This window comes from Sulfurimonas sp. (genome assembly GCF_050296975.1).
GTDB lineage: Bacteria > Campylobacterota > Campylobacteria > Campylobacterales > Sulfurimonadaceae > Sulfurimonas.
This window is the reverse complement of the sequence record NZ_JBNKRX010000003.1, coordinates 40,766-58,520: the sequence shown is the minus strand read 5'-3', so window position 1 is coordinate 58,520 and position 17,755 is coordinate 40,766. Positions and strand designations below refer to the sequence as shown.

Sequence of the window (17,755 nt, the reverse complement as noted above, 5' to 3'; positions counted from 1 at the left end):
TAATGGAAAATTTATCAGCAAAAACAAAAAAACAGATTGTACTTTCTCGAGTAATCTATGAATATATAACAAATGGCTTAGGTGAAGCTCTACAAACCTTGTCAGAACAAGAGATGCAACTTTTAGCAATGCGTCTAAATATTCAAGCAATAACTCACGCTATAGAGCTTTCAAAACAAGAAAAGATTACAGATTTTACTTATTGTTTTGATCAATTAGGGATAACTTTTGACACCATTGTCCCTTTATCGCAAGTAGAATTTACATCAACTTTTATAGATGAACATCTAAAAACATTACACTTAGAGTTAGGTGATGAGTTTGATGATATGGTTATATACTTTCAAAAGATGGACACAGAAGTTATCTAAAAAAGCCTATAGTTAAATCATTTGGGATATAGTCTTTAATATAGTTTACTTTGTTTACTTTTAAAAAGAGGGCAATATCTTCCAAAAACTTCTCATCAAGGTAATTAAAAGTTTCACTCTCTTTATTGCCATAGAGGCAATTAAAAATAAACCCTTTTTTTGCTGAGTTGTAGCAATTTTGTATAAACATAGTTGTCTCAAAGCGAGTTAAGATATTGAGCGCACCACTACATACAATATAGTCACTAGTAGGGGAAGGTTGTTGTGTAAGATCGATCTTTTGGACTTCTTGACCTGTGTTGTTTTTTGCAATGTTGAGCATCTCTTCTAAAACATCTATACCAATATATTTTTTTGGTTTTGTATCAAGGTAGTTGTAAAAATCTCCAAAACCACATCCCACATCGCTAAGGGTAAAATCATTCAAATTTTGTGGTAAAAGTTTTATGATCTGATAAAAGCGTAGAACTTGGTGAATTTGAGAGTTCCAATTTAACCCTTGAGCAGTAGTACCATATTTTTTGATAGCATTTTTGTAAAAGATTTCATTATTAATCTTGGGCATTGTCTCTCACTTTTATTGAAAAATACTTAATTTTTTAAGATAAAAATCGCACAATTTAATTTTAAAAGAAATATCTGCAATAATAGCACAAAAAAGAGGTCTAATTATGAGTAAAGAGAGAATAGTTTTAGGCGGTGGTTGTTTTTGGTGTATAGAGGCTGTGTATAAAAATGTCAAAGGTGTACTCTCAGCAGTGAACGGTTACACGGGAGGGGTAAGGGCAAATCCAAGTTATGAGAACGTTTGTTCAGGTGCTACAGGTCATGCTGAGATCGTAGATATAGCTTATGATAATGATATGATTAAATTAGAGGATATCTTAGATATCTTTTTTGCGATTCACAATCCAACTACACTCAACCAACAAGGTGCTGATAAAGGGACACAGTATCGCTCAGTGATCTACTATGCTCATGATGAGGAAAAAGGGATTATAGAGAGTTCTATTGAAAAACATCAAAAAGAGTGGAATGAAAAGATAGTCACAGAAGTGAGTGAATTAGGTGAGGTTTATCCTGCAGAAGCGTATCACCAAAACTATTATAATCTTAATCCTATGCAAGGGTATTGTCAAGTAGTGATTGCTCCAAAACTACAAAAATTTATGACGAAGTTTCCTCAAATGCTGAGTTAAAATTTGAGTATAGGCTCATCCGTTTGTGAGATGACCCCTTCTGGAGTATCAAGGATGAGTTGCAGATGGCAATGAAGATATTGTGAAGTGGTAATTGGTTTTGAATTTTTATCTTCAAAAGCAGCTTTTTTCGCCGCAATAATGACGTTATCTAACAGGGAATTAGTTCCATCTAATATGCAAGTTCCACAGAGTTCATCCTCTATAAAGATTTTTAGAGTTGTCGGGATATTTTGAGCGAGAAGTGGGTGTTTTTGTAAAAGGGCTTGTTTATCGATAGTGTTGTTTGCTTCTATAACTTCTTGGATAGAATCACGTGCAAGTTGAAGCAAAACAGAACGTTCCATCAAATCTCCTTATTAACTTTATACTCTTTGTAGATATTGATTAGTTTGATAATTATCATAACAGATATAACCTGAAATAAAGCAGCCAAGATAAATGCAAAATAGTGAAGTTTATCGATAGAGTGGGCATTAAAAGCAAGTGTTGCCATCGCGATTAAAAGAGTTAATGGCATAGAGTGTGACAGCCCCATTAAGAGTGAATCTACAAATCCAAGATTTTTAATAAATACCAAAGAAGCAGCAACACGCATAGAGATCATAACTACTGTTATAAGCAGAGCTTTAAGCACTAAACCTTCCATAAAAAGAGCATCAAGATTAAAGATAGTTCCAATATGTATAAAAAAGATAGGAATTAAAAATCCAAATCCATATGAGGAGAGTTTTTCTGGAAGTTCGTGTTTATGTTCAAAAAAACTAGGTATAAAAATTCCAGCTAAAAAAGCACCAAAGGCTAGTTCAAGATTAAGGTAAAGCATTGCTCCAATTAAGATAAAAAAGATTCCCATAGACAGACGTATATCTTGTTCTTTATTATCTTGGTGTGGCATAAGAGCAGTTGAGATTGTTGGAAACCACCAAAATATAAGATGCATCGAGCGAAAAATAAGATACATGATAAATATAAATACCATTAACGCAAAAATAGTTTGAAAAAGTCCAAAACCTATACCAGACTGTAATGTTGCAGAGGTGATAGTTAAAATCACGATAGAAGCAACTTCACCAATCCCTCCCACTGTCATAGAAAGCTCTAACCATGGAGTTTTTCCATACTCTTTAGACAGAGATGCTACAAGTCCAACAGAGATAAGAGGCAGAAGTACCATAAATACTTTTCCAAGTTCAAATTGTAAAGAAAAAGCAATAGAGAAAATATATAAAAAGACAAGGTATAAAGCCGTTTTTTTCAAGATATTTATAGGAGTTTTTAACACATTTTTTAATTTAATTTCAGTCCCTGCTATAAACATAAGATATAAAAATCCAAACTCTGCTACAAGTTCAAAAAGATGTTCATCATGGATAAAACCGATATAGCCAAAGATAGAACCTAAAATAATCTCTATAGGAGTAGTTGGAAGTTTTGCAGCGCGTGCTATAAAAGGGGAAAAGATAATAATTAACGATAAGGTAATGATGAGTACAACATTATCGTTAACTGTATAAGACATCTTATTTTCCTACTTGTGTAGCTATTTCAAGACCTAAAGTTTGTAACATCTCTAAATCTGTATTCATCTCACGACCTGCTGTTGTGAGATAGTTTCCAATAACAATAGAGTTCGCACCATACTTAAAAATTTCATTTTGACGTTCACCAAACATAAGTTCTCGTCCACCTGCAACCATGATACGCTGAGCATTTGGTAATGTATTGCGTGTTAGTTTGATGAGTTCAAGAGCTTCTTCAACTTTAAGAGGATTTGGTTGGAGTTGCAAGGCTGGGTTATGGTGGTAAAAATTTATTGGCACACTTGTTGGATGAAGTTCTTTGAGTGAGTTTAACATACTTACTCTATCATCCTGTGTCTCACCAAGTCCAAAAATACCACCACTTATAAGTACAAGTCCAACTTCATTAACATTTTGACATGTCTCATAACGTTCATTCCAAGAATGAGTTGTACAAATTTGTGGGTAAAAAGCTTCACTTGTTTCTAAGTTATGATTATATGCTTTAATACCTGCTTTTTTAATCTCTTTTAATTGTTCAACTGAGGCTGTTCCATTACAGGCAATAAGTCGAAGTTCAGGAGCTACTTTTTGTAGCTCTTTTGCTGTATGACAAACAAATTCTAAAGTTTTATCATTTAGACCTTTATCGGCAGTAACTAAACAAAAGCCAAGAGCTCCACTATCACGTGCTGCAATCGCTTCACGTTTAATATCTTCAATAGGTTTTTGTTTATAACGCTCGATATCTGCTTTATAGCGAACGCTTTGGGAACAAAATTTACAGTCCTCTTTACATGTACCACTGTTGATATTGCAGATGGAGCATAAAAAGATTTTTTTACTCATTGTTTAGTCTCTTTTAAAAGCGAACTCTTTTTGTAGTTCAAACTCTTCTTTTTTCTTTCGCGTAAAATATTTGACATCAAATTTTTTTGGTGTAATTTTTAAAAGTACACATTCAGAGAGAGGTTTACTTCTAGCACATACTTCTCCAGAATTGAGATATAAAGTTTCCCCTTTATATTCTACACTAAAGTCGTGAGTATGACCAAAAATAACTATATCTGTATCATTAGACATATAAAATGGTAGATGCATTAGTTTAAATGAAGTGTTTGCTAATTTAAAATAGTAAGGCTCTTGTACCAAATTGTATTGGTTATGTACATTTACTAAATGGGCATCATTATTACCATAAACAGCTACATATCTTTTACCAGTTTTTTCTAAGTATTCTAGTGTTTGTTCTTCAACAATATCCCCAGCATGGATAAAAAACTCTGCACCTTGGTCTAAAAGCATATCTATAGCTTTTATTGCATAGTTTGTTTTGGTATGGGAATCAGAAATAATACCTATTTTTACAGAAGATTTTGAAATCTTTGAAGTTTTATTTCTGATTAATCTCTTCACGAGGCGTTTTTGTTTTACATTTAACACACTCATATACCTCTTTGTTTCTAAAAGTACGCTCTGCTAGTACTCCATCACAACCATCTTGCGTACACTTTATAGTTGTTGGCTCAAATTTTGAGATAAACTTACATTTTGGATAGTTTTCACATCCCCAAAATGGTCCGCGTCTTGAATTTTTCAGGCTTAGTTTTCCACCACAATCAGGACAAGGAGTTTCACTCACCTTCTCTTCAACTTGAATAGATTTTGTATTTTTACACTCTGGATAGTTGGCACATGCTAAAAATTGACCGTTACGACCGTTTTTAATAACCATATCACCGCCACATTTGTCACATTTATCTTCTGCAATCTCTTCTTGTTTTTCTACTTTTTCACCATTTTCATCGATCTGTTCAGTGTATTTACATTTAGGAAAACCACTACATGCAACAAACTCTCCAAAACGACCTGAACGAAGTAGAAGTTCACTTCCACATTTAGGACAGTTTCTCCCGAGTGGTTTTGCTGTTTTTAAAGAGGCGATTTTTGTTTTTCCCTCTTCAATTTGTTGCATAAATCTATCGTAAAAATCTATTAAAAGTTTTTCCCAATCAACATCACCATCAGCGATTTCATCAAGTTTTTCTTCCATAGTCGCAGTGAAGTTTATGTCAACAATATTTGCAAAGTGTTTCTCTAAAATCTCTGTAACTGTAAATGCTACCTCTGTTGGAATGATTTGTTTTTTCTCAATACTTACATACGTTCTATTTGTAAGTGTTGCAATCGTTGGTGCGTAAGTTGATGGACGCCCAACACCTTCAGCTTCAAGTTTTTTGATTAAACTTGCTTCAGAGTAACGAGCAGGTGGTTCAGTAAAATGTTGTTCTGGTTTGACTTTTTCAATCTCTGCTTTTTCACCCTCTTTAAGTGATGGTAAAAGTTTGTCTTTATCATCAGTTCCAGAGACTTTGTAAAAACCATCAAAGATAAGTTTTCTACCACTTGCACGGTACTCATTTTCATTGCCACTAAAGATGATAGATTGTTGTTCAAATATTGCGTCTTCCATTTGACAAGCCATAAATCTATCATAAATAAGACGATACAATTTTAACTCATCAGCTTTAAGATATTTACTTGCAACCTCTGGAGTAAACTGCAACATTGTTGGACGGATAGCCTCGTGAGCCTCTTGTGCACCTTTTGCTTTTTTTGTATACACTTTAGGAGATTTTGGAAGATACTGCGCACCATAACGACTTTCAATAATTCCACGAACTGCCCCAACAGCTTCACTTGCTAAGTTAAGTGAGTCTGTTCTCATATATGTGATAACCCCACTTGTACCGTCTGGAGTTTTTACACCCTCATAAAGTGTTTGTGCTAACATCATTGTTTTCTTTGGAGAAAACCCAAGTTTTGAAGATGCTGTTTGTTGCAAAGTTGAAGTCATAAATGGTGGTGGTGTTGCACTTTTTCTTTGTTTTGTCTCGATCTTAGTAATGGTAAAACTATCTAGTTTTACACTCTCTACTATTGCAGTTGCTTGATCTTTATTTGCGATAGAGAGTTTTTCAATTTTCTCATTTTTATGTTTGATAAGATTTGCTTCAATATTTGTTTTAAAAGTTGTATCAATGCTCCAATACTCTTGTGGAATAAATGCTTTGATCTCTTTTTCACGATCAACTACTAGTTTTAAAGTTGAGCTTTGAACACGACCACCACTTAAACCTTTTTGGATTTTCGAGCTTAGAAGTGGAGAGAGTTTATATCCAACAATACGATCGAGTAAACGACGTGCTTGTTGAGCATTTACCATTTTCATATCAATTTTACGTGCAGACTCTAATGCGTGAGTAATTGCACCTTTAGTGATCTCATGAAAAACAATACGTGGCAATTCTTGCGGGTCTTTTTTAATAGCATGAGCTATATGCCATCCTATAGCTTCCCCTTCACGATCCTCATCGGTCGCGATATATATGATATCTGCTTTTTTTGCTTTATCTTTTATCTCTTTTACGGTTGCAGTGTTTTCTTTTGCTACAGAGTATTTTGGAACAATGGTATGTGTATCTTCATCTATCTCAATCCCAAAACGAGATTTTGGAAGATCGCGTATGTGACCTTTTGATGCGATAACATCATAATCTTTTCCTAGAAAGTTTTTAATAGTTCTTGCTTTTGCTGGTGACTCGACGATAATTAAGTTCAATCTCAATCCTATATAATATAGTATAGTGTTTTAAGTGCGAAAGTTTAACACAAAAACTTTAAAAGAAAAAAAAAGTAAAAAAAATGTTAATTTTTCTAAAGTTATTTTTTTGGGTGTCGATTTGGTTTACATCTAAGGCAAGGATGTCTGAAGATACAAACTAAAACGTAAGAGCGAAAGGCTCTTCCCAAAAAGGATTTATTATGGGTTTCAGAATTAACACTAACATTGGTGCGATGTATGCGCACAGAAATTCAACGCTTAACAATGTTGCATTAGACAAAAGTTTAAATGCTCTTTCATCTGGTTTAAGAATCAACAAAGCTGCTGATGATGCTGCTGGTCTTGCTATTGCTGATAAACTATCAGCTCAATCTCAAGGTCTTGGTCAAGCAATCAATAACTCTAACGATATGATTGGTCTTGTTCAAACAGCTGATGGTGCTATCGAAGAGTTAACTACAATAGCGCAACGTGTACGTGTGCTTTCTGTTCAAGGTGCCAATGATACTCAAGATGCTACATCTCGTTCTCATATTACAAAAGAGCTTACTCAGTTATCAGCACAATTTGCTAACATTGTAGCTTCTACAAGTTTTAATGGACAAGTATTATTATCTGGTGGTACTTCTTTTGAAGCACAAATTGGTTTTGGCGCTACTGCGAATGATCACTTTACTGTTTCAATTGATGACCTTTCTGCTGGACTTGGAGCATCAGCAATTACTGATGATACTACTGCTAGAACTAACATTACTACAATGGATACTTTACTTGATACTTTAGATGGAGCGAGAGCTACTCTTGGTTCACAACAAAATAGACTTGAATCTAATATTAGAAACATCTCTACTACTCAAGTAAATGTTGCAGCAGCTGAATCTCAATTACGTGATGTTGACTTCGCTCAAGAATCTGCTAACTTTGCAAAAAGAAATATCTTAGCGCAATCAGGTTCTTATGCATTAAGCCAAGCTAATGCTATTCAACAAAACGTTTTAAGACTATTACAATAGTCTTCGTTTTTTTAGAAAGCTTTTTAAAATACGCAAGTAATTAAAAAACTTTCTTCCTGGGCTAAGGGAGTTCTCTCCTTTAGCTTTTCTTTTTTTCGATATAATCAATCTTACTCAATACAAACCATAGGTGCTAAATGTAAATGGATAATACTACAATAATAAATAGATTTAATGAAAATATCTCTTATTTACAGACCTACCAAAAAAATCTCTTTGATAAATTAGTTGCTTTTGATAATGCAGTTGTAAATGGTCATTATCAGGAAAAATATGAACTTATTTATGAAAATGGATTTGATGTTGTTGAAAAAGCGACAGGAAAAAAGTTGTATGAAAATAAAAGTGAGCAGTATGCACAAGAAGCTTCACAGAGCATTGAGTATAGCCTAGATGATAATGTGTTTATCACAGGATTTAAAAATGATTTCACAAAAGAAGATCTTGAAAGTTGTACTAACTTTAAGCCATTTGAATATAACCTTCAAGGTATGGCACCATTACGCTATTACATGCAAGAACAAGCAAAGGGTAAAACGGGTTTAAACAAGTTATATAAGTTTATTTTTTTTGGTAGTGGACTTGGATTACATATGGAGTCTATTGACAAGAAAATATCTTCAAAAGTTTATCTGATAGTAGAAGATGATCTTGAACTTTTTAGATTATCTTTGTTTGTTGTGGATTATTCTAAATTAGCAAAACATGCAAAACTTTTTTTCTCTGTTTTTGAAGATGAACAAGAGTTTAGTATAACTGCAAATCTTTTTTTACAAACAGAGTATTATTACAATCTTTATATTAAATACTTTCACACTTTAAATCATAGTGTAGATAAATTAAAACAATTTCATTTAGCAATTACGAGCCAATTGCATCTAAACTTTTTTTATAATGATTTGCTTATGCAAAAATTAGCGCCTTTGGAAAACTTGTTTAGTGATGAACAGTTTTTACTTCAGAATATCACTTTTAAAAATACTTCATTGGAAAATAAACCTTTTTTATTACTCGGTGCTGGACCATCACTACAAAAAAATATTGAATGGGTAAAAGAGAAACAAAATAGTTTTGTTATAGTAGCACTTTCTGCTACTCTTTCACTCCTTGAACGTGAGAAGATTAAACCGGATATTATAATTCACTTAGATGTTTTTAAAGCTGCGTATAGACATTTTAATAAAGTGAAAAACTTTGAGTGGTTTAAAGATACAATCTACATATTACCAGCTAAAATAGACCCAGTTATTACTAGTAAATTTAATAGAAAAAATATATTTTTTTACGAGAATGGAACAGAGTATAGAGTCTCTTCATTTAAAACATATGCACCATGTGTAGGTTCTACTGCTTATCAGATACTACTCTCTTTAGAAGTGAAAAATATTTATTTACTGGGACTAGATTTAGCGATTGATGCCAAAACAGGTAAAACTCATTCTGATTCTCATGAGTATGTAAAAACTTTGGATACGAATGCAGCTGATGATGAGAAAATGAGTTTTAAAGAACATCTTATAGAAGTGGCTGGAAATACAGAAGAGATAGTATTTACTACACCTAATTTTAATACCTCTATCCAATCTATCAATACTTCAACCAAACAATTAAAAACTACTGAGCAAAAAATTTATAATCTAAGCAATGGTGCGAAGTTTTTTGATGTAAAAAGTTTTGATAAAGAAGAGTTTCGACATACAGAAACTTTTGAGTGTCAACAAGAGCTTTATGAGATTTTTTTAAAAAATAGTTCTAATAGTTTGAGTGAACAAGAGTATCAAGCATTAGAAAGTCAGGTATCTTACGCTCAAAATATGCAAGAAGATATTAATGGTTTTAGTAAGAAGAAGAAATTTTCTGTTGATGAGCTTAAAGAAAGGTTGATATTGCTAAGTCAGCAGTTGTCCCATAATGATAAAAGTGATTTAAAAGAGGTATATGAAATCTATTGCAGGTATTTACTTCCGTATGTTTTTGACTTCTTAAATAAAAAAGAGATGAAGTATGATAAACAGACTTTATTAGATATCAGGGATATATTTACAAAAGAGTTATTTCATATAGTTGATTATTATACTAATGCACTTGAAAATACTTTGAGTATAGGTTTTCAAAAAGCAAATCAATATAAATTTATTGCATCTTTAGAAAATACAATAAACTTTGAAAAAATAAAACAAGATGAAAATTCGATAGGTTTTCTCTATATGAAAGAAAATCAAGAGGATACTACTTTTATTTCGTATATCAAAGAGCTGTCTCAAACTATTCCAGAGATCACTTTTAAAGTATTTTGTTTTTTCGATATTGATAAAAAAAGAGCAGAATTAGAGTTTGAAAGTGAAATTAAAAAACTCGAAGTGGTACTCATTGATAATATACAAACTATAGAAAAAGAGGTAGAAATTTTTATAGGAAACCAGAAGTCTAGATTGGATTTACAGGTGGCTATGATACTGCGAAAGCTTAAACAGATAATCGCTATACTTTTTAATATAAATGAAAAAGGTTATACAGTTGCAAGTGTTATGGAGCGACATCGCAAGAACAAACATGCAATTTATGAAGACCCAGAGTTTTTTGGATTTTCTAAAGATGAATTAGAAAAATGGGATTATAGTATTTATAAATTATTATATAAAAAATATATAGTAAACTTGAGTGACCAAACAGATGTATATCGAGTAACATATTTTGATGCGCCTAAACTAGCTTTAGAAAATGAGGAGTTTAGAAACTATTTGATCAGTATATTACATAAACAAGCGTTATATGTAAAGAAAAAAGCGGCAACATGAGTTATGGTAAAATTTTGTAAAGAGCGTGTTAGAAAATAATTTAGGGGAATAGATGGAGAATTTTGTACAAGAATATACTAAAAAATTGATAGAACTTTTAGAAAGTTTAGAAGTAAAAGTGCTTAAAGAGATACAGCAGTCTTTAGAAAATACACTGAAAAATAATTCAAAGATTTATATCATTGGTAATGGGGGTAGTGCTGCAACAGCTTCTCATATGGCTAATGATTTGAGTGTAGGTTTAAAATTAAGAGATATAAGAAATTTTAATGTTGAAAGTTTAAGCGATAATAGTGCCGTATGTACAGCAATAGCAAATGATATAGGATACGATAATATATTTTATGCACAACTCAAAAATAAAATTTCTAAAAATGATCTTCTTATAGCAATTTCATGTAGTGGAAATAGTACAAATATTCTCAAAGCTGTTGAGTACGCAAAACAACAAGGAACTACTATAGTTGGAATGACAGGCTTTGATGGCGGTAAGTTAAAAGAACTTGCAGATATAAAATTTCATATAGCGACACAAAAAGGAGAATATGGTTTAGTTGAAGATATGCATATGATTCTTGATCATATTCTTTACAGTTACTATATCTCTTTAAAACCAGAAACAAAATCTACATATACTATGGAATAAAAATGATTAAAGTAGCAATAGCAGGTTTTGGAAAAATTGGACAAGTTCGGGCAAAAGAGATTGCTAAAAATGATTACACAGAACTTGTAGCAGTTTATGACATAAATAAACCTGTTGAACTCGATTCTAAAGTCATCTTTTGTGAAACATATGAAGAACTTTTAGCACAGGATGTTGATGCAGTATTTATATGTGCATTTAATGATGTTTTAGCAAACTACACATCAGATGCACTTGAAGCTGGGAAACATGTTTTTTGTGAAAAACCACCTGCACGAACTACCGTTGAATTAGAACGAGTGATAGCTGCAGAAAAAAAAGCGGGGAAAATTTTAAAGTATGGTTTTAACCATAGATATCATTACTCGGTGATGGAAGCAAAAAAGATCATTGAATCTAAAGAGATGGGCAAATTACTTTGGCTTAGAGGAGTTTATGGTAAGGCAGGAAGTATTGATTATCATAAAAACTGGAGAAACTATCGACATATTTCAGGTGGGGGTATACTCATAGATCAAGGGATACACATGCTTGATCTTATGAGGTATTTTTCAGGTCAAGATTTTGTACATATTAATAGTTTTGTAACAACCTCTTATTGGGATGTTGAAGCAGAAGATAATGCTTTTGCTATTATGCAGTCAGAGGATAAAGTTACGGCTATGTTACACTCTTCTGCAACACAATGGAAACATAAGTTTTTGCTTGAGATGTGTTTTGAAGAGGGGTATATCAATCTTGATGGTATTTTATCTGGAACAAGAAGTTATGCACCTGAAAAACTAGTCATTGGTAGAAGAGAGTTTGAAGATATCACTTTTGCTATGGGAAAACCAAAAGAGACAACTACATGGTTTGAAAATGATGATTCATGGAAATTAGAGGTTGATGAATTTGTAGATGCTGTACGCAATGGTGGTACAATAAAAAATGGAACGAGTAAAGATGCATTTGAGACCTTGCAACTCGTTGAAAGAATATATGAAAACTCAGGATTTTACAGTGATAAGTAGTTTAACTGTTGGTGTTACTACTGTAGCATTTTCAAAAGATGCAGAGCTGATAAATGAACTGAAAAATATAGGTTTTCAAAAAATTTTTATAAATGAACCGCAACGTCGATTTACCAACGAGGAACTTATTGAGTTTTTATCGCAATGTGACGCAGCTATTGTTGGTCTTGATAAGATTACAGATGAAGTACTATCGCAAGTTCCAAAACTAAAAGCTATATCAAAATATGGCGTTGGATTAGACAATATAGATTTTGCAGCATGTAAAAAATATAATGTAGAAGTATTACATACACAAGGGGTCAATAAAAGGTCTGTATCAGAACTTGCACTGGGTTGTATGTTAAGTCTTAGTCGAAATATTTATGTAACATCCAATGAGCTTAAAAGAGGTCAATGGAATAAAAATGGTGGTACACAAATAAGTGGTAAAACTATCGGCATTATTGGTGTTGGGCATATAGGAAAAGATATGGTAGAGCTTTTAAAACCATTTAGATGTAAGATATTGGTAAATGATATTATAGAGCAAGATGAATATTATCAACAACATGATTTACAACTTGTTACAAAAGAAGAGATTTACAAAAATGCAGACATTATAACGATACATACTCCACTAACAGATGAGCTACAACATTTTATAAACAAACAAGCGTTATCTATGATGAAACCTAGTGCTATAGTGATAAATACGGCACGTGGAGGGCTTATAGATCAAGATGATTTGAAGTGGGCGTTACAAAACAATATCATCGCAGCAGCGGCAATAGATGCGTATGAAGTGGAACCTCCACAAGATAATGAACTGATTGCTTTACCAAATTTGATCACTACACCGCATATAGGTGGTAATGCTAATGAGGCTGTCAAAGCTATGGGTAGAAGTGCTATAGAAAATATAGTAAATTTTTTTAATGTAGGTTCGTATGACAATTAATTTCAAAGATCAACGTGTGCTTGTAACGGGTGGAACACGAGGGATTGGTTATGAGATAGCCAAGCAGTTTTTAGATGCAGATGCCCAAGTAGTAGTTACTGGTACTTCAATGCATAAAACAGAAAATATAGATACACGCTTATACTATGAACAACTTGTGATAGACAAAGAGCAAGATTGGCAAGAGAGTGTCAAAAAGATTGTAGATAGCTATGATGGGTTTGACATTTTGATCAATAATGCAGGGATAAATAAGGTCAATAAAATCTTTGAAACAAATGTTCAAGATATAGAGGAGATATTATTGACAAATTTAACTGCCCCAATTTTTATTGTTGCAGAAGTTTCAAAAAAAATGAAAGAACGAAAAAAAGGGTATATTGTAAATATAGGATCGATCTTTGGAGTAGTGAGTAAAACAGGAAGAAATCCTTACACCGCGAGTAAAGCAGGTTTAATAGGCGTTACTAAAACAATGGCAATAGACTTAGGTGAAGATAATGTTTTGGTAAATTGTATATCTCCTGGATTTGTAGATACACAACTAACCAGAGCAGTGCTTGGAGAAAAAGCTATGTCTGAAATCTCTTCGAGTATCCCTATGAAAAGATTGGCAGGTGTATCTGATATCGCTCCAACAGTACTGTTTATGTGCTCTAAGTACAATAGTTATATAACAGGTCAAAACATTATAGTTGATGGAGGATTTACACTTGAATAGATTGGATATATTCTCAGACAAAGATACTTATGAATTGGTTTTAGATGTTGAGACTAATGTAGTAAATGATTTACTAAAAGATACCAAAGCTATAGTGATAGATAAAAATGTTTTAGAGTTATACAAAAATCAATACTGTTTTGAAGATGAAAAGCTCATTCTCATAGATGCTCTTGAGTGGAAAAAAACTCCAGAGGAGGCATTGAGAATATGTGAAGAGATTATGCTCAAAGGTGTAAAAAGAAAAGATAAAATCGTTGCAATTGGTGGTGGAATTACACAAGACTTAGTCACATTTGCAACAAGTGTACTGTACAGAGGTATAAAGTGGGTTTGGCTACCAACTACTTTGTTGGCTCAAGCAGATAGTTGTATAGGTGGAAAAAGCTCACTTAACTATAAGTCATGGAAAAATATTATAGGGAATTTCTATCCACCAGAAAAGATTATAGTGCAGTCTGACTTTTTAAATACATTAAGTGATAAAGATATCCGATCAGGCATAGGTGAAATTTTGAAAGTGCATCTTTTATCTGGTGTAGCAGCGACAGAGTCTATTGTAGAACAGCTAAAAACTTATAAAGACGATCAAAGCATTATGTCAGAAATGATTCTAAACTCTTTGAAATTAAAAAACAAAATATTAGAAATTGATCCACTCGATCAAGGATTAAGACTGAAAATGAATTATGGGCATTCTTTTGGTCATGCACTCGAAGCTGCCACAAATTTTGCAATACCACATGGTATAGCTGTAACAATTGGTTTAGATATAGCAAACTATATAGCTTTTAAATACAATCACCTTACAGAAGCAGAGTTTTTAAAACTACACTCCTTAATAAGTGACAATTTAGAACAAGATGATTTTGTTGTTTTTGAATTTAAGGATTTTCTAGAAGCATTACAAAAAGATAAAAAGAATGATGCTCAAAATTATAATCTGATTATCCCTGTAGCATATGGTGAAGTTGCGTTAACACCATTTAAAATGGATCAAAATACTGAGAGTTTATTTCATGAGTATTTTGAACATTTTTATCAGTAAAAGTAGGTAGAATGAAAAAAGTAATCGCTATGGTACCTGCAAGAATAGGCAGTAAGAGAGTGCCTAAAAAAAATTTGAGACTTATTGATGGGAAACCTTTGATAGCTTACATTTTAGAGACATTAAAGCAAGTAGATATATTTGATAAGATATATCTCAATGCTGATGATCTTGTTTTTGAAAAGATTGCCCAAGAGTACGGCGTGGAGTTTTATTATAGAAAAAAAGAGTTTGCTACAGATAAGTCTACTAATGATGAATTTGCTTTAGATTTTATGAATAATGTAGAAGGGGATGTTTTATTACAAATTCTCCCAACATCTCCCTTGATAACAGCTACAGAGATAGAAGATTTCACTCATTATATGCTTGATAATAATTTAGAGACATTGATAAGTGTTGAGCATAAACAGATCGCTTGTACGTATAATGATAAGCCATTAAATTTCGATAAACTTAAAAAAAATCCGCCATCTCAAGAGATGACACCTATTAAAGCGTATGCAACTGTATTGATGGGTTGGGATTACAACGCTTTTAAAAACAATATGCATCGTTTTGGCAGTGCATATCATGGTGGTGATAGTAAGACTGCGTACTATCAAGTCAAAGGGTTATCAACGATCGATATTGATAATGAAGAAGATTTTGTATTGGCACAAACAATTATCAGTGCTAAGAAAAGTACATTGAATCATAAAGTCGAATATTATTCGTAAAAACAAGGAGTAAAGTTTGATAGTAATTATTGGTGGAACTTCTGGTATAGGGTTACAAACAGCGCAGTATCTAAAAGCACAGAATAAAGATGTACTTGTTGGCGGTCGTCATACTATCAAAGATGATATAGATTATAAATTTCTAGATGTCACAGATGAAGCATCAATAAAAGCATTTTTTGAAGCTATAGCATCTTCACCGATTGAAGCCTTAATTTACTCTGTTGGAATTACAATAGGACAAAAATCTATCAAAGAGTTTGATAAAAATATTTTTGAAAATATTATTGATGTAAATGTAACTGGTGCTTTGTTGTGTTTGAAGTATGCATATGATTCACTTGCAAAAAATAAGGCAAAAGTTGTTATTGTAAACTCTTTAGCAAGTAGAACTTTTAGTGCATTTTCAGGAGTAGAATATACGATGTCAAAAAGTGCGTTAAGTGGTATGGTGAAACAATTAAGTGTAGAGTTTGCCGAAGATAATATTATGATAAACTCCATTTTTCCAAGTATGACTGCTACGCCAATGTTGGTCGAAAATGTCTCAAAAGAGAAGTTAGCACAGATAGAAAAAACTATACCTATGAAAAGGGTTGCTAAGCCATTAGAGGTTGCAAAAGCTATAGAGTTTTTAATAAGTAAAGATAACACCTATATGACAGGATGTGGAATAGATTTAAATGGTGGACAGTTTTTAAATGGATGACTATAGTAAGTATATAATTGGTGCTTACGCTACCTCTCCAACACTCAATGAATGGAAAGAGGAAAAAGAGATAGAGTACTATGAAGAGATTAAAAAGAACCTAAATATCAAAGGTTTAGAACTCCCTTTTTGGGGAACTCTTCATGAGTATAATGAAGAGTTATTTTTAACTCTTTTAGATAAGCGTTGGCAATATGTTGTGACAACTTTGCCAGGGACTATGAAATCTTTAAGTCAAAATCCAAATTTCGGGGTAGCTTCTGATGATGAGGATGGACGAAAAGAGGCTATAAAATTTTTAAAGTCTGCAAATGCAGCTATTAAAAAAATTAACGATTTTTTTGGAGAACAAAAGGTTTTTAATGTTGCTTTAGCAACAGCACCAAGTTTAGCAGCCACAGGGGTTAGCAGTTCCTCAAAGGCACTTATAAAGTCATTGGAAGAGTTGGTTACTTTTGATTGGCAAGGTGCGCAGATAGTGATAGAACATTGTGATAGTGGGAGAGCAGATCATATCGTTAAAGGTTTTTTATCTTTAGAAGAAGAGATTGAAGCTGTGCAATATATCAATAAACATTGTAACCAATCTATCGGATTTACAGTGAACTGGGCAAGATCAGTTTTAGAAAGACGGGATGTGAGTACACCAAAAGAGCATATAAAACTATTAAGTGAGTTAAATTTATTGAAAGGTTTGATGTTTTCAGGTACTAGTGCAAACAGTATAGATTATGGGAGCTGGAGTGATCTTCATTTGCCTATAGCAAAAGAATCAGGGATAAGTTTTTATGAGGAGAGTTCCTTATTAACATCACATGTAATTAAAGATTGTTTACTTCACGCTCATGCTCAAGAGCTTAACTATCTTGGGGTTAAAGTGCTTTCAATGCCAATTGGTGATAGTTCAATGCAAAGAAGAATAGGACTCAATCGCGATACATTAAAAGTTGTAGATAAAATACTAAAGGAGATTCAATGAAATCAAAAGAACAAAACGGCTTAAAAGCTGATGCAGATGTGCCTAATATTTTAAAGCAAGATGGCGTCTCACATTCAGTTTTTGATATGGCAAATCAGGAAATCACACATATACCAGATATAATTGAAAAGTATGGAAGAGAAACATCTTGGTCACATACGCTTGTTGATACAGAATCAAATTCGGCAACACTTATATGTCAACTCCCAGGAGAGGGCAATAGACGACATCATCATCCAGATTGGAATGAGTGGTGGTTTATTATTGAAGGCACTTGGGAATGGGATATTGAGGGTGAAAAGAAGGTCATCAAACAGGGTGATTTAGTGTTCATGCAAAAAAATAGAAAACATAAAATTACAGCTATAGGGGATAAAGTGGCTATTAGAATAGCAGTAAGTAGATACGATGTAGCACATGTGTATGAAAAAGAGGATTATGAAAGTTAACT

Annotated in this window: 19 protein-coding genes; 13 read left to right on the top strand and 6 right to left on the bottom strand. The window is 32.8% G+C overall.

The window, feature by feature from the left end:
* The first annotated feature begins 2 nt into the window (after positions 1-2).
* Entirely contained in the window at positions 3-371 is a 369-nt protein-coding gene (locus ACQY56_RS01510; protein ID WP_428738537.1) for a hypothetical protein, read from the top strand.
* On the opposite strand, the gene ACQY56_RS01505 is transcribed toward ACQY56_RS01510, so the two are convergent.
* Positions 364-936, bottom strand: coding sequence for a class I SAM-dependent methyltransferase (locus ACQY56_RS01505; protein ID WP_428738536.1), 573 nt, complete (start codon positions 934-936; stop codon positions 364-366). The genes ACQY56_RS01510 and ACQY56_RS01505 overlap by 8 nt on opposite strands.
* A 106-nt stretch (positions 937-1,042) precedes the next feature.
* On the opposite strand from ACQY56_RS01505, the gene msrA reads away from it, so the two are divergent.
* Positions 1,043-1,570 (top strand): peptide-methionine (S)-S-oxide reductase MsrA, encoded by a 528-nt coding sequence (gene msrA / locus ACQY56_RS01500; protein WP_428738535.1) that lies wholly within the window; start codon positions 1,043-1,045, stop codon positions 1,568-1,570.
* Here msrA and ACQY56_RS01495 read toward each other — a convergent pair.
* From ACQY56_RS01495 to topA, 5 genes are read right to left on the bottom strand one after another with little or no spacing between them, the layout of a single operon-like run.
* Positions 1,567-1,917, bottom strand: coding sequence for an AMMECR1 domain-containing protein (locus ACQY56_RS01495; RefSeq protein ID WP_428738534.1), 351 nt, complete (start codon positions 1,915-1,917; stop codon positions 1,567-1,569). The genes msrA and ACQY56_RS01495 overlap by 4 nt on opposite strands.
* Complete coding sequence (locus ACQY56_RS01490) at positions 1,917-3,092, bottom strand: cation:proton antiporter (RefSeq protein WP_428738533.1); 1,176 nt, start codon at positions 3,090-3,092, stop codon at positions 1,917-1,919. Before ACQY56_RS01490 ends, ACQY56_RS01495 begins: the two co-directional genes overlap by 1 nt.
* A 1-nt stretch (position 3,093) precedes the next feature.
* Positions 3,094-3,942, bottom strand: coding sequence for a biotin synthase (locus ACQY56_RS01485; protein WP_428738532.1), 849 nt, complete (start codon positions 3,940-3,942; stop codon positions 3,094-3,096).
* 3 nt (positions 3,943-3,945) lie between these two features.
* The gene (locus tag ACQY56_RS01480; protein WP_428738531.1) at positions 3,946-4,509 is read right to left on the bottom strand and encodes a YfcE family phosphodiesterase; all 564 of its coding nucleotides are present in this window, start codon (positions 4,507-4,509) and stop codon (positions 3,946-3,948) included.
* Positions 4,487-6,715 carry a type I DNA topoisomerase gene (gene topA / locus ACQY56_RS01475; protein WP_428738530.1) on the bottom strand — a complete coding sequence of 743 codons (2,229 nt, stop codon included), beginning with the start codon at positions 6,713-6,715 and terminating at the stop codon, positions 4,487-4,489. Before topA ends, ACQY56_RS01480 begins: the two co-directional genes overlap by 23 nt.
* Before the next feature lie 203 nt (positions 6,716-6,918).
* Here topA and ACQY56_RS01470 point away from each other — a divergent pair, with 203 nt between their 5' ends.
* From ACQY56_RS01470 to ACQY56_RS01420, 11 genes are all read left to right on the top strand, one after another.
* Positions 6,919-7,731 (top strand): flagellin, encoded by an 813-nt coding sequence (locus ACQY56_RS01470; RefSeq protein WP_428738529.1) that lies wholly within the window; start codon positions 6,919-6,921, stop codon positions 7,729-7,731.
* A gap of 143 nt (positions 7,732-7,874) precedes the next feature.
* A complete protein-coding gene (locus ACQY56_RS01465; protein WP_428738528.1) occupies positions 7,875-10,529 on the top strand; it encodes a motility associated factor glycosyltransferase family protein in 2,655 nt (884 codons plus the stop codon).
* Between the two features lie 52 nt (positions 10,530-10,581).
* Positions 10,582-11,175: a D-sedoheptulose-7-phosphate isomerase gene (locus ACQY56_RS01460; protein ID WP_428738527.1), complete on the top strand. Its 594-nt coding sequence runs from the start codon at positions 10,582-10,584 to the stop codon at positions 11,173-11,175.
* A 2-nt stretch (positions 11,176-11,177) separates the two neighbouring features.
* Positions 11,178-12,188: a Gfo/Idh/MocA family protein gene (locus tag ACQY56_RS01455; RefSeq protein ID WP_428738526.1), complete on the top strand. Its 1,011-nt coding sequence runs from the start codon at positions 11,178-11,180 to the stop codon at positions 12,186-12,188.
* On the top strand, positions 12,178-13,128 hold the full coding sequence (locus tag ACQY56_RS01450) for a phosphoglycerate dehydrogenase (RefSeq protein ID WP_428738525.1): 951 nt from the start codon (positions 12,178-12,180) through the stop codon (positions 13,126-13,128). Before ACQY56_RS01455 ends, ACQY56_RS01450 begins: the two co-directional genes overlap by 11 nt.
* Positions 13,118-13,849 (top strand): SDR family NAD(P)-dependent oxidoreductase, encoded by a 732-nt coding sequence (locus tag ACQY56_RS01445; RefSeq protein ID WP_428738524.1) that lies wholly within the window; start codon positions 13,118-13,120, stop codon positions 13,847-13,849. The genes ACQY56_RS01450 and ACQY56_RS01445 overlap by 11 nt, the downstream gene beginning before the upstream one ends.
* Positions 13,842-14,897: a 3-dehydroquinate synthase family protein gene (locus tag ACQY56_RS01440; protein WP_428738523.1), complete on the top strand. Its 1,056-nt coding sequence runs from the start codon at positions 13,842-13,844 to the stop codon at positions 14,895-14,897. Before ACQY56_RS01445 ends, ACQY56_RS01440 begins: the two co-directional genes overlap by 8 nt.
* Positions 14,898-14,908: 11 nt before the next feature.
* On the top strand, positions 14,909-15,616 hold the full coding sequence (locus tag ACQY56_RS01435; protein WP_428738522.1) for a cytidylyltransferase domain-containing protein: 708 nt from the start codon (positions 14,909-14,911) through the stop codon (positions 15,614-15,616).
* A 16-nt stretch (positions 15,617-15,632) separates the two neighbouring features.
* Positions 15,633-16,325 (top strand): SDR family NAD(P)-dependent oxidoreductase, encoded by a 693-nt coding sequence (locus ACQY56_RS01430; protein WP_428738521.1) that lies wholly within the window; start codon positions 15,633-15,635, stop codon positions 16,323-16,325.
* Positions 16,318-17,304 (top strand): DUF4862 family protein, encoded by a 987-nt coding sequence (locus tag ACQY56_RS01425; RefSeq protein ID WP_428738520.1) that lies wholly within the window; start codon positions 16,318-16,320, stop codon positions 17,302-17,304. The genes ACQY56_RS01430 and ACQY56_RS01425 overlap by 8 nt, the downstream gene beginning before the upstream one ends.
* On the top strand, positions 17,301-17,753 hold the full coding sequence (locus tag ACQY56_RS01420; RefSeq protein WP_428738519.1) for a cupin domain-containing protein: 453 nt from the start codon (positions 17,301-17,303) through the stop codon (positions 17,751-17,753). The genes ACQY56_RS01425 and ACQY56_RS01420 overlap by 4 nt, the downstream gene beginning before the upstream one ends.
* Positions 17,754-17,755 lie beyond the last annotated feature (2 nt).